Origin of the sequence: Streptomyces sp. NPDC059851, assembly GCF_042732005.1 — a bacterium.
Lineage (GTDB): Bacteria > Actinomycetota > Actinomycetes > Streptomycetales > Streptomycetaceae > Streptomyces.
Genome location: NZ_JBHWJJ010000007.1, coordinates 80,175 through 98,495, shown reverse-complemented (window position 1 = coordinate 98,495; position 18,321 = coordinate 80,175). Strand labels below are relative to the sequence as shown.

Here is an 18,321-nt window from a genome sequence, read left to right as displayed (position 1 = left end):
CTCGGATCAGCCCAAGTCGGGAGCGTGCATGGCCCGCACACCCTCGATGTTGCCGTCCAGGTAGTGCCGCAGGGACAGAGGTACGAGGTGGACGGCGGCGATGCCGACCCGGCTGAACGGCACACGCACGATCTCGTAGGTTCCTTCCGGCTGGTCCACCTCGGGGCCGTGCCGTTCGGCGGGGTCCATCGATGCGAGCCGGCAGACGAAGAAGTGCTGCACCTTCACTCCGGTCACTCCCCCGTCGGCGATGTGCTCCACGGTGTCGACGAAGCAGGGCACCACATCTGTGATCTTCGCACCGAGTTCCTCGTGGACCTCCCGGTGGAGGGCATCCACGACGGTCTCGTCGGAGGGCTCGACTCCCCCGCCGGGGGTGAGCCAGTAGGGGTCCACACCGGGTTTGGTGCGCTTGATGAGGATCAGGTCGTCACCGTCGAGCAGGATCGCGCGGGCGGTGCGTTTGACCACGGGACGTTCGGTCATGGGAGAAGAGTGGCCCAGGACTCCGCTTCTGAAACGCGCCGCGGACGGGAACCGGAATGCTCACCACTGTGCGGCGGCGCGTAGCAGCCGCTCGTGGGCGCGGGAGAGGTGGGCGAGGGAGAGGCTCCCGGTGCGCACGACGAGGAACCAGGTGCGCAGCGGGGGCACGGCGGGCTCCAGCAGGGCCACGACCTGCCCGCCGTCGAGGGCACCCTGGCACAGGTAGCGGGGCAGGACGGCGAGCCCGGCGCCTGCCCGGACGCATTCGAGTACGGCCCGCAGGTCGGGGACGACCACGGTTGCGGTGTCGGGCTGCCGGGTGTCGGGCCGGGTCTCGAACACCGCCGCCCAGTAGCGGGTGACGAGCGGCAGGCTCTCATGGACCTCGACGAGTGGAATGCCGTCGAGGGTGGCGGGGCCGCTGTCGCGCAGGCGGTCCGGGTCCACGAGCGCGGCCCAGTAGGGAGCGGCGACCAGTACGTGCTCCTCGTCGCACAGGGCAGTGGCGGTGAAGAGCTCGCCGCGCGGGCGGGCGGTGGTGACGACGAGGTCGTGGTGGCCGGCGGCCAGTTCGTCGAGGGTCTCCTCGGCTCCGGTCCGCAGGGTGGTCCGCAGGGTGTGGCCCTGGCCGACGAGGGGCGCGAGGGCGGGCAGGACACGCAGGCACAGGAACTCCGGGGGACCGGCGAGGTGCAGGGTGCGCGCGGCTCCGGCAGCCTCCCGTTCGGTCTCGGTGATCTGCAGGAGCGCGTCGAGGTGCGGGGCGGCCTTGTGGGCGAGTTCGTCCCCGACGGCAGTGGGGGTGACCCCGCGGGCCCGCCGGTGGAACAGCGGTCGGCCCAGCTGGCGCTCGAGGGTCCGGATCTGGGAGGTGACGGCGGGCTGGGACAGCCCGAGGAGTGCAGCGGCACGGGTGAACGAGCCGGCCCGGTGTACGGCGACGAAGGTGCGCAGCAGGGCCAGGTCCATGAGAGGCCCCTCTCGGTGGGGTCCTTCAACTATAAATATGTCGATAGGCCGCTGTCGTTACCGTGATTGGACTCTGACGCTGGGTCAACTAGCCTTGAGCACGTGGTTCTTCGCGAGGAACCCGGGGCGGTCCGAGCCAGGAGGGGGGAGGCTCGGACCGCCCTTCGCGTGTGCGGTCGACAGCTCAGACCCGGTCGGCGACCGCAGCGTCGAGGGCGCGCAGCACGTCCGCGACCAGGTCCTCCGTGTCCTCGGCGCCGGCGGAGAAGCGAATGAAGCCCTCCGGGACCGCGTCGCCGCCCCACCGCCCCCGCCGCTCCGCCGTGGAACGCACGCCGCCGAAGCTGGTGGCGTCCTCGACGAGGTGCAGGGCGGCCAGGAAGCGTTCGGCGAAGGCGCGGTCGGGCAGGGTGAAGGAGACGACCGAGCCGTACCCGCGCATCTGCCGGGAGGCCGTGGCGTGTGACGGGTCCGACACCAGCCCCGGGTAGCGCAGCGCTGCCACCTCGGCCCGGTCGGCCAGGGCCTCCGCGACCGCCGAGGCGTTGGCCCACTGGCGCTGCACGCGGAGCTGGAGGGTGGCCAGGGAGCGGTGGGCGAGCCAGGCCTCCATGGGTCCCGGGATCGCCCCGATGATCTTGCGCCAGCGGCGGATTCCGGCGGCGAGCTGCGCGTCACGGCAGACGACGTAGCCCAGGAGGACGTCGCCATGGCCGGTGAGCCCCTTGGTGCCGCTGGCCACGGAGAAGTCCGCCCCGAGCTCCAGCGGCCGCTGTCCGAGCGGGGTGGCGAGGGTGTTGTCGACGGCGACCAGGGTGCCGCCCGCGCGGGCCGCGTCGGCCAGGCGCCGCACGTCGCACACGTCGAGCCCGGGATTGGACGGCGTCTCGATCCACAGCAGCCGGGCACCGTCGAGGGCGGCGAGCTGCCCGTCACCGCCGGTCGGCGCGGTGCGAACGCGGATCCCGTAGGCCTCCAGTTGATCCCGCACCAGCGGCAGTGCCTGGTAGCCGTCCTCGGGCAGGACGACGGTGTCGCCGGCGCGGGCCTGGGAGAAGAGGACGGCGGAGACGGCGGCCATGCCGGAGGCGAAGACGACGGTGTCCACGCCCTCCCGGCCGGGGGCCTCCAGTTCCCCGATGGCCTGCTCCAGCAGCGTCCAGGTGGGGTTGGTGTCCCGGCCGTAGGTGTACGGGCCGGTGACGTCGCCGGGGAGGTGGAAGTGAGCGGCGAAGACCGGTCCGGGTAGGGCCGGTTCGTTCTTCACCGGCGCGGGCAGCCCGGCACGCACGGCCCGGGTGCCGTCGCCCGTCTCCGGCGTCGTCGTCGGGGTCGTCTCCCGGGCCGTCCCCCGGGCGCGGTCCTTCGCGCGGTCGGTCACGCGGCGCGCTCCTTCTGTTCGAGGGCCTCCTGCACGGCCTTCAACAGGCCCGTGCACGCCCCCTCGACGAGCTGCAGGCACTCCTCGAACCCGTCGAGGGAGCCGTAGTAGGGATCCGGTACGTCGCCCCCGGCCGGGGCGGCCGGGTCGTAGGACCGCAGCAGCCGGACCTTGGCGGCGTCCTCGGCGGTGGGAGCCAGGGCCCGCAGTGTACGCAGGTGTCCCTCGTCCAGGGCGATGACCAGGTCGAGGCCGGCGAACCACGGGGCACGGAACTGCCGGGCGCGGTGGTTCTGCGCGTACCCGGCGGCTTCCAGGACGGTGACGGTGCGCGGGTCCGCTCCGTCCCCCGCGTGCCAGCCGTCGGTTCCGGCGCTGTCCACCTCGACCAGGCCGTCGAGCCCGGCCTCGGCGACACGGGCGCGGAAGACGGACTCGGCCATGGGCGAGCGGCATATGTTGCCCGTGCAGACGAAGCACACGCGGTACACGGTCGTCGCTCCGTTCAGTTCTTCTCGGGCAGGGCCATGCTCACGGCCCAGGACACGAGGGAGATGACCACGCCGCCGAGCAGTGCGCTCCAGAAGTTCTCCACGTGGAAGCTGAGGTCGAGCAGCCCGGCGAGCCACGAGGTCAGGAGCAGCATCAGGGCGTTCACGACGAGGGTGAACAGGCCGAGCGTGAGGACGAACAGCGGCAGCGAGAGGAGCTTCACCACCGGCTTGACGATGACGTTCACCAGGCCGAAGACCAGGGCGACGAGGATCAGCGTCAGCGTTCTGCGCCCCAGCGGGCTGCCGTCGTCGAGCGTGATGCCCGAAATCAGCCAGATGGCGACGGCGAGGGCGGCCGCGTTCGCCAGTGTCTTGACTACGAAATTCGTCATGTGTCTGATCGTGGCAGAGAAGATCCGCGTGGGACATCGGCGGATCCGCCGATGCAGGACCGTGAGAATCAGGGGCACAACGACGATGAAGGCCTTCCGGCTGGACGAGCTCGAAGCGGAGCGGCTCGCCAACGACGGCGCCTACCTTCAGTTCCTGCGCGAGCGGAACATGTCGGTCGGGCTGTACGCACTCGACGCCGGCCAGAGCGATCCGCAGCAGCCGCACCGCCAGGACGAGGTGTACTTCGTCGTCAGCGGCCGCGCTTCGATCACGGTCGGGGAGGAGACGACGACCGTGGGCCGAGGCAGCGTCGTCTACGTTCCGGCCGGTGTGCCGCACAAGTTCCACCACATCACCGAGGACCTGAAGGTGCTGGTCGTGTTCTCCCCGCCGGAGGCGTGACGGCGGCGGGTGGGGGTCGGCCCCCTGATCCCCCTAGGGGCAGGATCAGGGGAGTCCGGGGGCTCACGGGCCCCCGTTCGTGCACGCGCCCTCCTAGCATCGAAGGCAGGAAAGCGGACGTCACCGACGGGACGCGGAAGAGGAAGAGGCGAGGACATGGACGGCATCCGGGAGACATTGGCAGGCATGCCCTGGTGGGTGAAGTGGGTCGCGATCCCGCTTCTGGTGCTCTTCGTCTTCGGCGGCGTCATCACGAGCATCCTCGGTGCCCTGATCGGGTTCGCCTTCAAACTGCTGCTCTTCGCCGGCCTGGTCGGCGCCCTGGTCTTCCTGGTCAAGAAGTTCGGCGGTAGCAGCGCGAAGTCTTCGTCCCGCGAGTGGTAGCAGGGGTGCACGGGCTCCGGTTCGGGCCGCCCGGGGATTAACCCGGGTGGCCTAACGCGGGGCTCCGAGCCGCTCACCGGGGCGGGGCGCGGTCGATAGAGTCCCGCAGGGCGGGCCCCACAGCCTGCCGCCACGCCCTGGGGGTGAGTCATTGTCTCCGGTTCACAATGCCGGTGTGCCGACACTGATCGGCTCGGTCCAGCGGGCGTTGCGGCTGCTCGAAGCAGCCGGCTCCCATGGTGGGGGAGCCCCGGCGAAACAATTGGCGCGCGAGGCAGGGCTTCCGCTGCCCACCGCGTACCACCTGCTGCGGACGCTCACGCACGAGGGTTATCTGCGCCGCGAGGGCGGGGTTTTCGTCCTCGGGGCCGCGGCCGGGCGGCTGGCGGCCGGTGGGTTGCAGCAGAAACGTCGCACCATGATCCGCGATTCGCTCGGGCACTTCCGCGACGTGGTCGGAGCTCCTGTCTACTTCGCGGTCTTCCGCGAGGGTGAAATCGAGGTCGTGGGAGTGTCGGACACCCCGGCCTATCCGGCTGTCGAGGAGTGGGCCGACTTCCGGGCGACCGGCCACGCACACGCGATCGGACAGTGCCTGTTGGCCCAGCTCGACGAGGAGACCCGCCGGGACTACTACGACCGCCATCCCGTCGAGGCCATCACCCCCTACACCGTGCGGGACCAGCGCGCCCTGGAGCAGAAGATCGGTTCGCTGGGGCGCATGGAGCCCGTGACCGAGCGCCAGGAGTACGCCCTCGGCACGGTGTGCGCCGCGATCCCGATCATCGCCGGCGACGCCGCCGCCACGATGGCCATTTCCCTTCCCCTCCATCAGCAGGAACGATTGCCGTGGGTAGTGGATCGGCTACGGAGTGAAGTAGGCGCGCTGTTGAGTACCCTCTCCTTCTCTATCAGTATCTGAAAACTCACTCCTTGTGATCCGCTAGCGCTTCCACCAGTCTTGTCAAGGGGGTCCCGGGGGGTCATTCCTGGCCACTTCCACAACAGCGGGGTAGGCAATGCGCGAGTCGGTACAGGCAGAGGTCATGATGAGCTTCCTCGTTTCTGAGGAGCTCTCCTTCCGGATCCCGGTCGAGCTCCGGTACGACGGCGGTGACCCGTACGCGGTACGGCTGACCTTCCACCTTCCCGGGGACGCGCCGGTGACCTGGGCGTTCGGGCGGGAACTCCTGCTCGACGGCATCAACCAGCCGTGCGGGGAAGGGGATGTGCACATCGCCCCGACCTCGTCCGAAGACCTGTCCGACGTCCACATCCGGCTCCAGGTCGGCAGCGACCGCGCCCTCTTCCGGGCCGGTGCGGCACCTCTGGTCGCCTTCCTCGACCGTACCGACCGGCTGGTTCCGCTCGGTCAGGAGCGCAACCTCGGGGACTTCGAGATGAGCCTCGACGAGGCGCTCGACAGAATCCTCGCCGAGTCCCGGCAGAACGAGCAGAACGCCGGCTGACGGCCGGTTCAGCGCTTGCGCCGCCGCCCCCGGCCCCGCCCTCCGCGTCCCGCGCCGGGGGCCGTCGGCGTACCGGCCGGGCCCGCCGGCCGGTCGGCGGACACCACCAGCGCTGCCAGCACCGTCGTCACCGGGACCGACGCCACCAGGCCGATCGAGCCCACGAGGGTCCGTACGATCTCCACCGCGACCAGCTCGCTGTTGGCCACTGCGCCCACACTGCTGTTCGCGATCGAGAACAGCAGCAGCAGGGGTAGGGCTGCGCCCGCGTAGGCCAGGACGAGGGTGTTGACCACCGACGCGATGTGGTCGCGGCCGATGCGGATGGCGGCGCGGTACAGGGACCGCGGCCCCATCGCCGGATCCGCGTGGTGGAGTTCCCAGACGGCCGAGGTCTGAGTGACCGTCACGTCGTCGAGCACGCCGAGCGAACCGATGATGATGCTCGCGAGCAGCAGACCGCTCATGTCGATGTCCGGGTACAGGCCGTGGATCAGCCCGGTGTTGTCGTCGGTGTTCCCGGTGAGGAACGCCCAGTCGATGAACACCGATCCCAGGAGTCCGATCAGCAGCAGCGAGACGAGCGTGCCGAGGACCGCGACGGAGGTGCGGGCGGTCAGCCCGTGGCACAGGTAGAGCGCGATCAGCATGATGGCGCTCGCTCCGATGACCGCTACGACCAGTGGGTTCGAGCCCTGCAGGATCGCCGGCAGGATGAACAGGGTCAGCACGGCGAAGCTGATGGCGAGGGCGACCAGCGCGAACAGGCCGCGCATCCGCCCCACCAGGACCACCACCAGGGCGAAGATGCCGGCCAGCACCGCCAACGGGATCTTGCGGTTCACGTCGATCACGGAGTACTGCAGGTCCCGCGGTGCGTCGGGGGCGTAGGCCACGACCACCTGCTGACCGTCCGCCAACTGCCGGGGCGCTCCCGGCTGGACGATCTCGATGAAGGTGCGGCCCTTGTCGGGCCCGGTGCCCACCTCGACCGTGGCCTTCTTGCACTGGCCGGTCTGAGCGGCCCGTGCCTCGCGGCCCTCCGGTGTCGAGGGGTTGGCCGTCGGCGGCACCTGTGAGGCGTTCACGGATTTGCAGTCGACCTGTTCGAGCTTGACGACCCGCGCCTGCTCGGTCTGGCGGTCGAAGCCCACGCCGGAGCGCTCGTGGGCGGGGGCACCGCCCGGCCAGAGCACCGCCATGCCGACGAACACGGCTGTGGCGAAGGGGATCAGTACGGCCGCGATGACCTTGCGCAGGTGCTTCGAGACAGGAGCCGCAGGGCCGTGGCCGTGGGAGTGGCCGTGCCCGTGCGCATGGTCGTGATCGGCATGCGCGGGGCCGGTGTGACCTGAGGGCTCGGCGGATTCGTCGGGGGGCTGAGTCGAAGGCGTCACCGACTGATCATCGCAAGAGTTGAGGGGGCCCACTGTTCAGCACGCCACAGATGACGCTAGCGTGGGGGCACCTTTGCACAACGCGGGAGCTCGGAGCACCGGGCTGAGAGGGCGCTGATCACCGTACGCGGGCACATGCGTACGGGAGGAGGCTGCGCCGACCGCCGAACCTGTTACCGGGTAATGCCGGCGTAGGGAGATCAGGTCTCATGACCATTCAGGACGCACGCACGCCTGCCGTCGGCCAGGACACCGACGGCCAGACCGAGCGCCAGCCGGGCTGGCACAAGGGTTACGTGGCGGGCTCCCGCCCCGACATCCGGGTGCCGGTGCGCCAGGTGCACCTCACCAACGGCAAGGACGTGACCCTCTACGACACGTCCGGCCCGTACACCGACCCGCAGACCGAGACCGATGTCCGCCGCGGTCTGCCGCCGCTGCGCGAGAACTGGATCATTGCCCGCGGCGACACCGAGGAGTACGCGGGCCGTCCCGTGCGCCCCGAAGACGACGGCATCAAGCACACCTCGCCGCGCGGCGGCCTCAAGAACCTCGACGCGGTCTTCCCGGGCCGCCCGCGCCTGCCGCGCCGCGGCAGGGGCGGGCAGGCCGTCACGCAGCTCGCGTACGCCCGCCGTGGTGAGGTCACCCCGGAGATGGAGTTCGTCGCGATCCGTGAGAACGTCTCCCCCGAGGTCGTGCGCGAGGAGATCGCGGCCGGCCGTGCCGTGCTGCCCGCGAACGTGAACCACCCGGAGATCGAGCCGATGATCATCGGCAAGAAGTTCCTGGTGAAGGTCAACGCCAACATCGGCAACTCCGCGGTCACCTCCTCCATCGAGGAGGAGGTCGAGAAGATGACCTGGGCCACCCGCTGGGGTGCCGACACGGTCATGGACCTCTCCACGGGCCGCAACATCCACACCACGCGCGAGTGGGTGCTGCGCAACTCTCCCGTGCCGATCGGCACCGTGCCGCTCTACCAGGCCCTGGAGAAGGTCGACGGCAAGGCCGAGGAGCTGACCTGGGAGATCTACAAGGACACGGTCATCGAGCAGGCCGAGCAGGGCGTCGACTACATGACGGTCCACGCCGGCGTGCTGCTGCCGTACGTGCCGCTGACCGCCCGCCGCAAGACCGGCATCGTCTCCCGCGGCGGCTCGATCATGGCCGCCTGGTGCCTGGCCCACCACCAGGAGAACTTCCTCTACACGAACTTCGAGGAGCTCTGCGAGATCCTCGCGGCGTACGACGTGACGTACTCGCTGGGCGACGGCCTGCGCCCCGGCTCGATCGCGGACGCCAACGACGCGGCGCAGTTCGCCGAGCTGAAGACGCTGGGCGAGCTGAACACGATCGCCAAGCGTCACAACGTGCAGACCATGATCGAGGGCCCGGGTCACGTCCCGATGCACAAGATCAAGGAGAACATCGACCTCCAGCAGGAGATCTGCGAGGAGGCCCCGTTCTACACGCTCGGCCCGCTGACCACGGACGTCGCCCCGGCGTACGACCACATCACCTCGGGCATCGGCGCCGCGATGATCGCGTGGTGGGGCACCGCGATGCTCTGCTACGTGACGCCGAAGGAGCACCTGGGCCTGCCCAACCGCGACGACGTCAAGACCGGCGTCATCACGTACAAGATCGCCGCCCACGCGGCGGACCTGGCCAAGGGGCACCCGGGCGCCCAGGAGTGGGACGACGCCCTGTCGGACGCGCGCTTCGAGTTCCGCTGGGAGGACCAGTTCAACCTGGCCCTCGACCCGGACACGGCCCGCGAGTTCCACGACGAAACGCTCCCGGCCGAGCCGGCCAAGACCGCGCACTTCTGCTCCATGTGCGGCCCGAAGTTCTGCTCGATGAAGATCTCCCAGGACATCCGCCGTGAGCACGGCGGAGACCTGAAGGCGGATGAGATCGAGGCGGGCATGGCGGCGAAGTCCGCCGAGTTCGCGGCGACCGGCAACCGGGTCTACCTGCCGATCGCGGACTGACCCGCCGGGCCCCTCGGGCCGGACCCGCGACCCGAATTGGGGGGAGTCGCGGGCCCGTCCCGGGGTCCGACCGACCGGCCACAGCCCGTGGGGCTTGCGCTGGAGTGCGCTCCAACTCCTACAGTGCCGCTCCATGACCATGAGATACCGCAGTCTGGGCCGTACCGGCATGGAGGTCAGCGCGCACTGCCTCGGGACCATGATGTTCGGAGCGGTGGGGAACCCGGACCACGACGCGTGCGTGCGGATCGTGCATGCCGCGCTCGACCGGGGCATCAACTTCATCGACACCGCGGACATGTACTCCGCCGGCGAGTCCGAGCAGATCGTGGGCAAGGCCCTCCGCGGCCGCCGCGACGACGTCGTGCTGGCGACGAAGGTCCACTTCCAGATGGGCGAGGGCCGCAACCGCAGCGGGAACTCGCGGCGCTGGATCGTGCGTGCCGTCGAGGACAGCCTGCGCCGGCTGGACACCGAATGGATCGACCTCTACCAGGTGCACCGGCCGGACCCCACGACGGACATCGAGGAGACCCTGTCGGTCCTCGGCGATCTGGTGCGGGCGGGAAAGATCAGGGCCTTCGGCTGTTCCACGTTCCCCGCCGAGGAACTCGTCGAGGCGCACCACACCGCCGAGCGGCGGGCGCTGCCGAAGTTCCGGACGGAACAGCCGCCCTACTCGGTCCTCGCGCGGGGCATCGAGGCCGACGTACTGCCGGTGGCCCAGCGGTACGGGATGGGCGTCCTCACGTGGAGCCCGCTCGCCTCCGGGTTCCTGACCGGTAGGTACCGCCTCGGTGGGCCCATCGACCTGACCTCGGGACGGGCCGCACGCACGCCGGCGCGCTTCGACCCGGAGCTTCCCGACACCCTCGCGAAGCTCAAGGCCGTGGAGAAGCTCGTCGAGCTCGCCGACGGGATCGGCTGCACCCTGTCCGAACTGGCCGTCGCCTTCCCGGTCGCGCACCCCGCCGTCACTTCCGTGATCATCGGCCCGCGAACCATGGAGCAGCTGGAATCGCTGGTCGGGGGCGCTTCCCTGGTGCTCGACGATGCCGCGCTGGACCGCATCGACGAGATCGTGCCGCCCGGTACGAACCTCTACCACCCGGACGGGGTCTGGCGCCGACCGGCGCTGGCGGATGCCACGCTGCGGCGTCGCCCGCCGGCGGACCGGGCCGCCGGGTGACGCTCCGGCCGGAGGCCCGGGCCGCCGGGTGACGCCCACGCCAGGGGCCGCGCCGCGCCGCTGGGTGCCCGGGCCGGCCGGGGACGGGCACCCCGGGCGGGCCCGGGCGGGCCCGGGCAGGTCAGGCCCTGGCCGCGGGCAATGTTTCACGTGAAACGAGGAGCGACGAGGCCCCCTGCTCCAGGGCGTAGCCGCGGTTGGTCGTGGTCTGCTGACGGTAGGCCTCGGGCAGGTCGGGCAGGGCGAGCAGCCGGTCGCAGGCACGTAGCGAGGCGTCCATGTCCCCCACCCAGTAGGCGCTGATGGAGTGCTCGAAGAGCAGCCCCCACCGGTAGACCCACGGGTGGACGAAGAGCAGGTCCGCCGGGGCCGGCCGGTCCAGCACGGCTGAGGTGATCGCGTGTGCGGCGTGGTACCGGCCCAGCAGGCGCAGCCGTGAGGCGAGTTCGTAGCAGGCCTCCAGGCGGGTGGGACGGAACTCCCAGGCGCGGGTCAGGGCGTCCATCGCGGCCGGCCAGTCGCCGGCTTCGGCGCTCAGGACACCGACCTGGAGGAGGGCGTAGTAGACCTCCTCGTCCCAGCCGCCCATGGCCGCGCGGTGCTCGTAGAGCCGGATCGCCTCCGCGGTGTTTCCCATGTCCCGCATGGTCTGCGCGAGGTAGAAGACCGTCCGGGTGTTCGCCGGGTCCCGTTCGAATTCGGCGCCGAGCAGGCGGGCATCGCGTTCGAACTTGTCGTGTCGGGAGCCGCCGTCGGCGTGGTCCTCGATGAGGAGGGCGTCGAGGTTCTCCTGCATGCCGGGGCGTTGCTCGTACTCGTCGGGGTGGTCGCAGGTCAGGTACTCGTGGGTGACGCCCTCGTACCGCCAGGGAAGGTCGCCGCGGACCAGGCGCTTGATCCGGTACTCCGTCGAGCCCTCGTGCCGCAGCATGTACGACTGCGCGGTCAGCGGGGGCAGCGGGCCGGTGCGGCGCAGGACCAGGTCGGCGTCGAGGAGGAGCAGGTAGTCGGCCTTACCGCGGGCGTGCGCGATGTTGAGACTGCGGTTGTGGCCGAAGTCCTTCCAGGGCTCCTCGTGCAGTTCGCCGGGGATTCCGCGGAGGGCGTGGCGGATCAGTTCCTGGGTGCCGTCGGTGGATCCGGTGTCGGAGATGACCCAGGTGTCGATGAGGTCGCGTACCGAGTCCAGGCAGCGCTCGATGACGGCGGACTCGTTCTTCACGATCATGCAGAGGCAAATGGTCGGCTTCACGGCGGCCGACCCTAGGGACGCAGTCACCCGGGCCACGTGCGGCACGCCGGTCTGCCGCCCCGGGCGGCTGGCGCACACGGCCATGTGGCCCTGTGTGCTGGTCCGTTCGTCTGACCACCTGGGCGAGCCGGACCGGCTCGGAGGGAACTGCTCTTCAAGATGACTGCTCGCGGAGTCCGTGCGGGCGTGCGGGCTTCGGGGAAACATCCGATCGCGTGCACGAGGAGCGGTACATGAGTTCTGAGGACAGGCCCCGATCTTCCCTGGGGCCGCTGCCCCGCCGGACGGGCTGGCTGGTCGGGGGCACGTTCGCCTCCGTGGCGCTGGTGCTGGCCGGCATGGCCGCTCCGGCGGCTGTGGGTGCGCCGCAGTCCGGGGGGTCCGTGGCGGTGCCGTACAGCGGCGACCGCTGTGCGACCACCGCGAAGAAGGCGATGGGCCCGGCGGATACGGCACAACCGGCAGGCAGCGACAAGTGCAAGGGTGAGACGGGACCGACCGGCCCGAGGGGCCCGAAGGGGAAGACGGGCCCCACCGGTCCGAAGGGGAAGACCGGTAAGACGGGTCCGACGGGCCCCACTGGCCCGACGGGTGCCACCGGCACCGGCCTGACCGGTGCGACCGGTGCGACCGGTGCGACCGGTGCGACCGGTCCGACGGGCCCGCAGGGTACCAGCGGTCGGTGCTTCGACGTCGACGCCTACAGGCCCGATGCCAGCAGTGAGGTGAAGGCCGTCCTCTCGAACACCACCACCTACGCGGGAATCCGTGACCTGACTCCCAGCCCGACGCCGTGGATCTGGTACGACCTCACCGACGGAGGGGAAGGCTATCCGCCCAACCCCTGTGCCGTATCGATTTCCTCGCAGGCCAACATCGTCAACATCGAGGTGCTGACCACATTGGGCGAAATCTGGGAGACCGCCTGCCGGATCAACTCGGGCACACCGGACCGCCTCACCTGCACCGAGGACTGGACGCCGGCGGACCCGCAGCCGGGCGACACCACCGGCCTGACCCGGTTCACCCACAGGGCGCTGTCCCAGGAGGACATGAACCTCAAGCCGGAGGCAATCAAGTAGCGCGCGGATTCGGCTCCGGCCGACGTCAGTGCGGTTCGGTCCCCGGACCGCCGAAGTCGGGGCTGGTGAAGTCCGGAGGTGTGTAGCCGGGCCGGGTCCCTTGTGACGGGAACCCGGGACTGGTGAAGTCGGGCCGGGTGTATCCCAGGTTGGGGATGCGCCCGGCCTTCTGCGTGTGCGGGGCGGGGTGCGCCGGCTCCGCGGCCGGATCCGCGAGGGCCTCGCGGAGGAACGGCAGGATGCCCCGTTCCAGGAGGGCGTTCCGCCACGCCTCGCGCGCCAGCGCGACCTCGTCAGGTGCGGCCGCGGCCTCGTCATCGGCCGCCACCTCGGTCGCGCGGTTGCGTACGGCCGTCACCAGCAGGGCGATCACCGCGCCGAACAGGGTGACGGCGGTCAGGGCTCCGAAGAGCCAACCTGCCGTCAGCATCGTGTCGGCGAAGTCCGGTTCGGGCTCGACTGCCTTCAGGATGTAGCCGATCAGCAGGAACACCACCATGGCGGTGGCCGCCAGGACCGGCGCGAGGACCGCGACCACGGCGGTGATGCCCGCCCCGTCGCTCTCCTCCTGCCCGCCGTTCTGGTAGTCCGCCCTCGGGGTGGAGCGGATCTCCTCGCGCTGTGCCCCGCGCACCTCCACGTAGTGGTCGTACTCGGCCGAGGCCGCGGCGGTCAGCAGTGCGCTGGCCCCGATCGCCATGGTGCGCAGTTGTTCGGCGTTCAGCCGTTCGCCGATCCCGTCGAGTTCCGGCCGTTCGTGTGCGGTGCGCAGCGCCTCGTCGAGGAGCCGATCGAATTCCGGCCGGTCTTCGGTCAGCAGGTGCGGAGCGCTGTTCATGTGCATCCCCCGATGCTCCGTGGGGGCCGGTTTGCCCGCGTAGATCCGGGCGCCGGCACAAACGGAGGAGAGCCTGCTACGGATAGGGCGATGGTAGAGGGCTCACGCCGTGCCGTGACAGGGGCTTTCCCGAAATACCCCCCTTCTGACAAGCCTCAGTCGTTCAAGGGGAGTTGCACGACCAGGAGCTTGCCGGCCATCGTCACGCCGCCGTCCATCGCGATGGCGAGGCCGTCCGCGTACACGTGGGGCCCGTCGACGAGCTCCGGGCCGCCGGTGCCGTCGCCGTCCTCGGTGCCCACCTCGCCGAGCAGGTAGGGGATGGGGCTGTGGCCGTGGACGACGCGGCTGCCGCCGTAGGTGTCGAGGAGCTCGCGCACGGCCTGGGGGCCGGTTTCCTCGTCGCGGAAGGCGAAGCGCTTGGTGAACTTGCGGAACAGGTCCCAGGTGATGTCCGCGTCGTTGCGGTTGAGCAGCTCGTGGATGGTGTCGTTGACGTCCTCGATGGAGTCCCCGTAGTCGAGGTAGGCGGTGGTGTCGGAGTGCAGCAGCAGGTGCCCGTCCTCAAGCACGGCCGCGTCCAGGCGCGACATCCACTGCAGGTGGACGTCCTCCAGCCGCTCCATGTCGGTGCGCTGGCCGCCGTTGAGCAGCCAGGCCGCCTGGAAGGTGGCGGTGCCGGCGCCCGATTGGACGGGGGTGTCCCCGAACCGCTTGGCGCCGATGAGCAGCAGTTCGTGGTTGCCCATGAGGGCCTTGCAGTAGCCGCCGGCGGCTGCGGCCTCGGCGGACAGCCGCATGACGAGGTCGATCACGCCGATGCCGTCGGGGCCGCGGTCGGTGAAGTCGCCGAGGAACCAGATGCGGGCGTTCCCCGCCGACCAGCGCAGTTCGGCGTCGATGATGCCCTGGGCCTGGAGCTCGGCGACGAGCTCGTCGAGGTAGCCGTGCACGTCGCCGACGACGTAGAGCGGGCCGGGGCCGCTCGGCGCCTGCTGCGGCACGTAGTGCACTTGGACGGTGTCCCCGGGGCCGCCCAGCCCGCCGCGGCCGATGACCGGGAGGTCGCGCTGGGTGGGCGTGTAGCCGTCCATGCCGTCGTCCGCGGGGGGCATGCCCGCGGCGGGCTGCGGGGGGACCGGCGGGGCCGGGGGCGCGGGCGGGACCGGGGGTACCGGTGCGGGCGCGGGCGGGACCGGGCCGGGGGGCGGCGGTACCGCTCCCGGGGTGGGCGCGGGCTCGCCGTAGTACGCGGGGTACTCGCCGTAGACCGGAGCCTCCTCGGGAAGTCGCGCGGGCATGCCGTACGGATGGGGTTCGGTGACCGGCACCCGGAAGTCCCGCAGCGTCTCCGTCCGCATCGCGGGTCCCTGACCGGCCCCCTGAGTCATCGACCCCTCCACCACCGTCGCGCTGCCGTACACCTGCGGATCCTCTCTCCTCCGGGTCGGAGGATCCGTGATGTCGTGCGCCCATCATAGGAATGCGGCTCGCGCTGTGTGACGCACCAGGGGTGGTGAATCCTGCGCGGAACCGATCGTTCCTGCCGCTTTATCCCGAAATCGGCGTTGCCGAACTTTCCGGCGGGACCATCAGCCCCGCCGGTTCGGCGGTGTAACGGTCAGTCCTGTGCCGGTGACCGGGGCGCGCTGATCGTCGTCCGTGGGCTCCTGCGCTGCGAGGAGGTACGGACGATCAGCTCGGTCGGGACGACCTGTTCGACGGTACGCCCTGTGTCGACCCCTTCGATGGCGTCGATGAGCAGCTGCACGACGGCGGTGCCGATGCGGCGCGGCTTGAGGGAGAGCGTGGTGATCGGCGGCTCCGTGTTGGCGTACACGGTGGACTCGCTGCAGCACACGAGCAGCAGGTCCTCGGGAACCCGCAGGCCGTAGCGGCGGGCCGCGGCGAGCAGGTCGGTGCCGTTGGGGTCGAACAGCCCGTAAACGGCGTCCGGGCGGTCGGGCCGGGCGAGCAGCCGGTCGGCGGCGACCGCCCCCGCGCAGGGGTCGTGGGCCGGGTAGGACTCGTAGACGGGGTCTTGGCCGACCCGCTTGCACCAGTTGAGGTAGGCGGTGGTGGACAGGTGGGTGTACGTGTCCGTGGTCGTCCCGGTCAGCAGCCCGATACGGCGGGCCCCGGCGGCCGCGAGGTGGTCCAGCAGATTGAGCACGGCAGCCTCGTGGTCGTTGTCGACCCAGGCGGTGACCGGGAGGGAGCCGGCGGGTCGGCCGTCGGAGACCACGGGAAGGCCCTGGCGGACCAGTTCGGTGACCACGGGATCGTGGTCGGAGGGGTCGATCACGACAGTGCCGTCGAGGGCGACGTTGGACCACACGTCGTGCCGGGAGGTGGCCGGCAGGATGACGAGGGCGTAGCCGCGGGCGAGCGCGGCCGAGGTGGCAGCTCTGGCCATTTCGGCGAAGTACGCGAACTCGGTGAAGGTGAAAGGTTCATCCCCGTACGTGGTCACGGTCAGGCCGATGAGGCCCGATTTGCCGGTACGAAGCGTGCGGGCTGCGGCGGAGGGGCGGTACCCCAGCCGGTCGGCGACCTCGCGGACGTGGCGGCGGGTGGCGTCGGGCAGCCGTCCCTTGCCATTGAGCGCGTCGGAGACTGTCGTGATCGAGACGCCCGCCGCGGCGGCCACGTCCCTGATGCCGGCCCGGCCCTGTCGGCCGGCGGCCCGCCGGGTGGTCTCGGTCCGGCTCACCTGATGCTTCCCTGCTGCTGTCATGGCGAGCCGATAGTAGGGCTCGGCAGGGAGGGCGGCCTGGATGCATATGCAGGCGTTGACAGGCACGTTTCTGCATGGTTCGCCACCCCCAATGACCTTGGAAATAAAGGCATTTGAGACCTCGGGGTGAATGGGCCCTTTGCCGTCGGGTACGGGCATGCCAAAACGGCACGGCCCTGCGGTGTTCCCAACTCACCTGTACGAGGGACGCGCGCCACGGCGCAGGCCACCGGCGCACGCATATATGCGTGCGCTCCCCCGCAATCCAGGCGCTGCCATTTTCGCCGGAGCGGAATCCTCTTATGGTGAGCAGTATTGAGTCGACGGCGACGTCGGACGGGATGGTCTAGGAGGACCTGCGGTGAGCGAGAAGACCCCTAAGCTGCGCGCCGAGCTGGACGGCATCCCCGTCTACAAGCCGGGCAAGCCCGCCGCCGCGGGCGGTTCCGTCGCGTACAAGCTGTCCTCGAACGAGAACCCGTACCCGCCGCTCCCCGGCGTGCTGGAGACCGCGGTCGAGGCGGCCGGCCGGTTCAACCGCTACCCGGACCTGGCCTGCACCGGCCTGGTGAACGAGCTCGCGGAGCGGTTCGGGATCCCGGCCGACCACATCGCCACCGGCACGGGCTCGGTGGGCGTGGCCCAGCAGCTGGTCCAGTCGACGGCCGGCGTCGGTGACGAGGTGATCTACGCCTGGCGCTCGTTCGAGGCCTACCCGATCATCACGCAGATTTCGGGTGCGAAGTCCGTCCAGGTCCCGCTGGCCGCCGGGGACGTGCACGACCTCGACGCGATGTACGACGCGATCACCGAGCGGACCCGCCTGATCTTCGTCTGCAACCCCAACAACCCCACCGGCACCGCGGTGCGCCGCGCCGAGCTGGAGCGCTTCCTGGACCGGGTGCCCTCGGACATCCTCGTCGTCCTCGACGAGGCCTACCGCGAGTTCGTCCGCGACCGCGAGGTGCCGGACGGCATCGAGCTCTACCGCAACCGTCCGAACGTCTGCGTGCTGCGCACCTTCTCCAAGGCGTACGGACTGGCCGGCCTGCGCGTCGGATTTGCGGTGGCACACGAGCCCGTGGCCGCGGCCCTGCGCAAGACGGCGGTGCCCTTCGGTGTCAGCCAGCTGGCCCAGGACGCGGCGGTCGCCTCGCTGCGCGCCGAGGACGAGCTGATGGGCCGGGTCGGCTCGCTGGTCGCCGAGCGCACCCGGGTCTACGAGGGGCTCCTCGGCCAGGGCTGGACGGTCGTGCCGGAGACGCAGGCGAACTTCGTGTGGATGCGGCTGGGGGAGCGGACCCTCGATTTCGCTGCGGCCTGCGAGAAGGCCGGTGTGGTGGTCCGGCCCTTCCCGGGCGAGGGCCTGCGCATCACGATCGGTGAGTGCGAGGCGAACGACATCTTCCTGCACACGGCGGAGGCGTTCTTCAAGGAGATGTAGCACTGGACGGGTGTGGTGCTCGTTCGGGCACTACGCCCGCTCCACCCGGATCGGGTCGCCGTCGCGGACGGTGGCCAGCAGGCGCGGGTCGCCGTCGAAGGAGCCGAGGACATTGCACGGGCTCGCCAGGCGGCTCTCGCCCCCGCGGGAGATCGGCGTCGGGCCGTAGGGGAGCGCGAGCGCGTCGCCCTCCGTCCAGAACGCGACGGTGCCCGGCTCGACGACCTGCTGGGCGCAGGGCTCCAGGGCCACGGAGACGCCGGTGTCGAAGTAGACCTCTTCGCCCCAGGTGTGGGCGGAGGCGGAGATCGGGAGGGCCTCGGCCAGCGCCGTGCTGGTCGGGGTCTCGTCGAGGGTCGCGGTGAGGTGGCCCGCGGGCCAGGAGATGCGAATCTTCATGAGTATCA

Annotated in this window: 19 protein-coding genes and 1 riboswitch; of the genes, 8 read left to right on the top strand and 11 right to left on the bottom strand. The window is 70.5% G+C overall.

Annotation, left to right across the window (positions count from 1 at the left end; genetic code table 11):
• Window positions 1-6: 6 nt before the first annotated feature.
• The 5 genes from ACFV7Q_RS03845 to ACFV7Q_RS03825 form a co-directional block, all read right to left on the bottom strand.
• Window positions 7-486, bottom strand: coding sequence for an NUDIX domain-containing protein (locus tag ACFV7Q_RS03845; protein ID WP_385423234.1), 480 nt, complete (start codon window positions 484-486; stop codon window positions 7-9).
• Between the two features lie 60 nt (window positions 487-546).
• Entirely contained in the window at window positions 547-1,455 is a 909-nt protein-coding gene (locus ACFV7Q_RS03840) for a LysR family transcriptional regulator (RefSeq protein WP_385423232.1), read from the bottom strand.
• A gap of 184 nt (window positions 1,456-1,639) precedes the next feature.
• Window positions 1,640-2,836 (bottom strand): cystathionine gamma-lyase, encoded by a 1,197-nt coding sequence (locus ACFV7Q_RS03835; protein WP_385423230.1) that lies wholly within the window; start codon window positions 2,834-2,836, stop codon window positions 1,640-1,642.
• Window positions 2,833-3,279, bottom strand: coding sequence for a low molecular weight protein-tyrosine-phosphatase (locus ACFV7Q_RS03830; protein ID WP_385423228.1), 447 nt, complete (start codon window positions 3,277-3,279; stop codon window positions 2,833-2,835). The genes ACFV7Q_RS03835 and ACFV7Q_RS03830 overlap by 4 nt, the downstream gene beginning before the upstream one ends.
• 62 nt (window positions 3,280-3,341) lie before the next feature.
• Complete coding sequence (locus tag ACFV7Q_RS03825; protein WP_385423226.1) at window positions 3,342-3,722, bottom strand: phage holin family protein; 381 nt, start codon at window positions 3,720-3,722, stop codon at window positions 3,342-3,344.
• An 85-nt stretch (window positions 3,723-3,807) separates the two neighbouring features.
• Between ACFV7Q_RS03825 and ACFV7Q_RS03820 the strand changes: the two genes are divergently transcribed.
• From ACFV7Q_RS03820 to ACFV7Q_RS03805, 4 genes are all read left to right on the top strand, one after another.
• A complete protein-coding gene (locus ACFV7Q_RS03820) occupies window positions 3,808-4,125 on the top strand; it encodes a cupin domain-containing protein (protein ID WP_385423224.1) in 318 nt (105 codons plus the stop codon).
• A 156-nt stretch (window positions 4,126-4,281) separates the two neighbouring features.
• A complete protein-coding gene (locus ACFV7Q_RS03815) occupies window positions 4,282-4,509 on the top strand; it encodes a DUF5326 family protein (RefSeq protein WP_385423222.1) in 228 nt (75 codons plus the stop codon).
• 175 nt (window positions 4,510-4,684) lie between these two features.
• Window positions 4,685-5,431 (top strand): IclR family transcriptional regulator, encoded by a 747-nt coding sequence (locus ACFV7Q_RS03810; RefSeq protein ID WP_385423220.1) that lies wholly within the window; start codon window positions 4,685-4,687, stop codon window positions 5,429-5,431.
• Window positions 5,432-5,528: 97 nt separating this feature from the next.
• On the top strand, window positions 5,529-5,978 hold the full coding sequence (locus ACFV7Q_RS03805) for an SsgA family sporulation/cell division regulator (protein ID WP_385423218.1): 450 nt from the start codon (window positions 5,529-5,531) through the stop codon (window positions 5,976-5,978).
• A gap of 8 nt (window positions 5,979-5,986) precedes the next feature.
• On the opposite strand, the gene ACFV7Q_RS03800 is transcribed toward ACFV7Q_RS03805, so the two are convergent.
• The gene (locus ACFV7Q_RS03800; protein ID WP_385423216.1) at window positions 5,987-7,375 is read right to left on the bottom strand and encodes a YibE/F family protein; all 1,389 of its coding nucleotides are present in this window, start codon (window positions 7,373-7,375) and stop codon (window positions 5,987-5,989) included.
• A gap of 72 nt (window positions 7,376-7,447) precedes the next feature.
• A riboswitch (TPP riboswitch) is annotated at window positions 7,448-7,590 on the top strand.
• On the opposite strand from ACFV7Q_RS03800, the gene thiC reads away from it, so the two are divergent.
• Both thiC and ACFV7Q_RS03790 read left to right on the top strand, forming a co-directional pair.
• Entirely contained in the window at window positions 7,585-9,372 is a 1,788-nt protein-coding gene (gene thiC, locus ACFV7Q_RS03795; RefSeq protein ID WP_385423214.1) for a phosphomethylpyrimidine synthase ThiC, read from the top strand. (Overlaps the previous riboswitch by 6 nt.)
• A gap of 139 nt (window positions 9,373-9,511) precedes the next feature.
• Complete coding sequence (locus ACFV7Q_RS03790; protein ID WP_385423268.1) at window positions 9,512-10,561, top strand: aldo/keto reductase; 1,050 nt, start codon at window positions 9,512-9,514, stop codon at window positions 10,559-10,561.
• 121 nt (window positions 10,562-10,682) lie between these two features.
• On the opposite strand, the gene ACFV7Q_RS03785 is transcribed toward ACFV7Q_RS03790, so the two are convergent.
• Window positions 10,683-11,789: a glycosyltransferase gene (locus ACFV7Q_RS03785; protein ID WP_385423212.1), complete on the bottom strand. Its 1,107-nt coding sequence runs from the start codon at window positions 11,787-11,789 to the stop codon at window positions 10,683-10,685.
• Window positions 11,790-12,046: 257 nt separating this feature from the next.
• On the opposite strand from ACFV7Q_RS03785, the gene ACFV7Q_RS03780 reads away from it, so the two are divergent.
• Window positions 12,047-12,895 carry a hypothetical protein gene (locus ACFV7Q_RS03780; RefSeq protein ID WP_385423210.1) on the top strand — a complete coding sequence of 283 codons (849 nt, stop codon included), beginning with the start codon at window positions 12,047-12,049 and terminating at the stop codon, window positions 12,893-12,895.
• A gap of 25 nt (window positions 12,896-12,920) precedes the next feature.
• Here the strand turns inward: ACFV7Q_RS03780 and ACFV7Q_RS03775 are convergent, their stop codons facing one another.
• The 3 genes from ACFV7Q_RS03775 to ACFV7Q_RS03765 all read right to left on the bottom strand — a co-directional run bounded on the left by ACFV7Q_RS03775 (window position 12,921) and on the right by ACFV7Q_RS03765 (window position 16,470).
• Window positions 12,921-13,739: a hypothetical protein gene (locus ACFV7Q_RS03775; RefSeq protein WP_385423208.1), complete on the bottom strand. Its 819-nt coding sequence runs from the start codon at window positions 13,737-13,739 to the stop codon at window positions 12,921-12,923.
• A gap of 149 nt (window positions 13,740-13,888) precedes the next feature.
• Entirely contained in the window at window positions 13,889-15,124 is a 1,236-nt protein-coding gene (locus tag ACFV7Q_RS03770; protein WP_385423266.1) for a metallophosphoesterase, read from the bottom strand.
• A gap of 230 nt (window positions 15,125-15,354) precedes the next feature.
• Window positions 15,355-16,470 (bottom strand): LacI family DNA-binding transcriptional regulator, encoded by a 1,116-nt coding sequence (locus ACFV7Q_RS03765; RefSeq protein ID WP_385423206.1) that lies wholly within the window; start codon window positions 16,468-16,470, stop codon window positions 15,355-15,357.
• 361 nt (window positions 16,471-16,831) lie between these two features.
• Between ACFV7Q_RS03765 and hisC the strand changes: the two genes are divergently transcribed.
• Window positions 16,832-17,914, top strand: a complete 1,083-nt coding sequence (hisC, locus tag ACFV7Q_RS03760) for a histidinol-phosphate transaminase (RefSeq protein WP_385423204.1) — start codon at window positions 16,832-16,834, stop codon at window positions 17,912-17,914.
• A 30-nt stretch (window positions 17,915-17,944) separates the two neighbouring features.
• Here hisC and ACFV7Q_RS03755 read toward each other — a convergent pair whose 3' ends face one another.
• On the bottom strand, window positions 17,945-18,313 hold the full coding sequence (locus tag ACFV7Q_RS03755) for a cyclophilin-like fold protein (RefSeq protein WP_385423202.1): 369 nt from the start codon (window positions 18,311-18,313) through the stop codon (window positions 17,945-17,947).
• Window positions 18,314-18,321: the final 8 nt, after the last annotated feature.

Coding starts and splice junctions, on each gene's coding strand:
- ACFV7Q_RS03815 (WP_385423222.1), top strand. CDS start 4,282: ATGGACGGCATCCGGGAGACATTGGCAGGCATGCCCTGGTGGGTGAAG.
- ACFV7Q_RS03805 (WP_385423218.1), top strand. CDS start 5,529: ATGCGCGAGTCGGTACAGGCAGAGGTCATGATGAGCTTCCTCGTTTCT.
- ACFV7Q_RS03830 (WP_385423228.1), bottom strand. CDS start 3,279: ATGGCCGAGTCCGTCTTCCGCGCCCGTGTCGCCGAGGCCGGGCTCGAC.
- ACFV7Q_RS03825 (WP_385423226.1), bottom strand. CDS start 3,722: ATGACGAATTTCGTAGTCAAGACACTGGCGAACGCGGCCGCCCTCGCC.
- ACFV7Q_RS03840 (WP_385423232.1), bottom strand. CDS start 1,455: ATGGACCTGGCCCTGCTGCGCACCTTCGTCGCCGTACACCGGGCCGGC.
- ACFV7Q_RS03785 (WP_385423212.1), bottom strand. CDS start 11,789: ATGATCGTGAAGAACGAGTCCGCCGTCATCGAGCGCTGCCTGGACTCG.
- ACFV7Q_RS03775 (WP_385423208.1), bottom strand. CDS start 13,739: ATGCACATGAACAGCGCTCCGCACCTGCTGACCGAAGACCGGCCGGAA.
- ACFV7Q_RS03790 (WP_385423268.1), top strand. CDS start 9,512: ATGAGATACCGCAGTCTGGGCCGTACCGGCATGGAGGTCAGCGCGCAC.
- ACFV7Q_RS03820 (WP_385423224.1), top strand. CDS start 3,808: ATGAAGGCCTTCCGGCTGGACGAGCTCGAAGCGGAGCGGCTCGCCAAC.
- ACFV7Q_RS03765 (WP_385423206.1), bottom strand. CDS start 16,470: ATGACAGCAGCAGGGAAGCATCAGGTGAGCCGGACCGAGACCACCCGG.
- ACFV7Q_RS03770 (WP_385423266.1), bottom strand. CDS start 15,124: ATGACTCAGGGGGCCGGTCAGGGACCCGCGATGCGGACGGAGACGCTG.
- ACFV7Q_RS03780 (WP_385423210.1), top strand. CDS start 12,047: ATGAGTTCTGAGGACAGGCCCCGATCTTCCCTGGGGCCGCTGCCCCGC.
- thiC (WP_385423214.1), top strand. CDS start 7,585: ATGACCATTCAGGACGCACGCACGCCTGCCGTCGGCCAGGACACCGAC.
- ACFV7Q_RS03845 (WP_385423234.1), bottom strand. CDS start 486: ATGACCGAACGTCCCGTGGTCAAACGCACCGCCCGCGCGATCCTGCTC.
- ACFV7Q_RS03755 (WP_385423202.1), bottom strand. CDS start 18,313: ATGAAGATTCGCATCTCCTGGCCCGCGGGCCACCTCACCGCGACCCTC.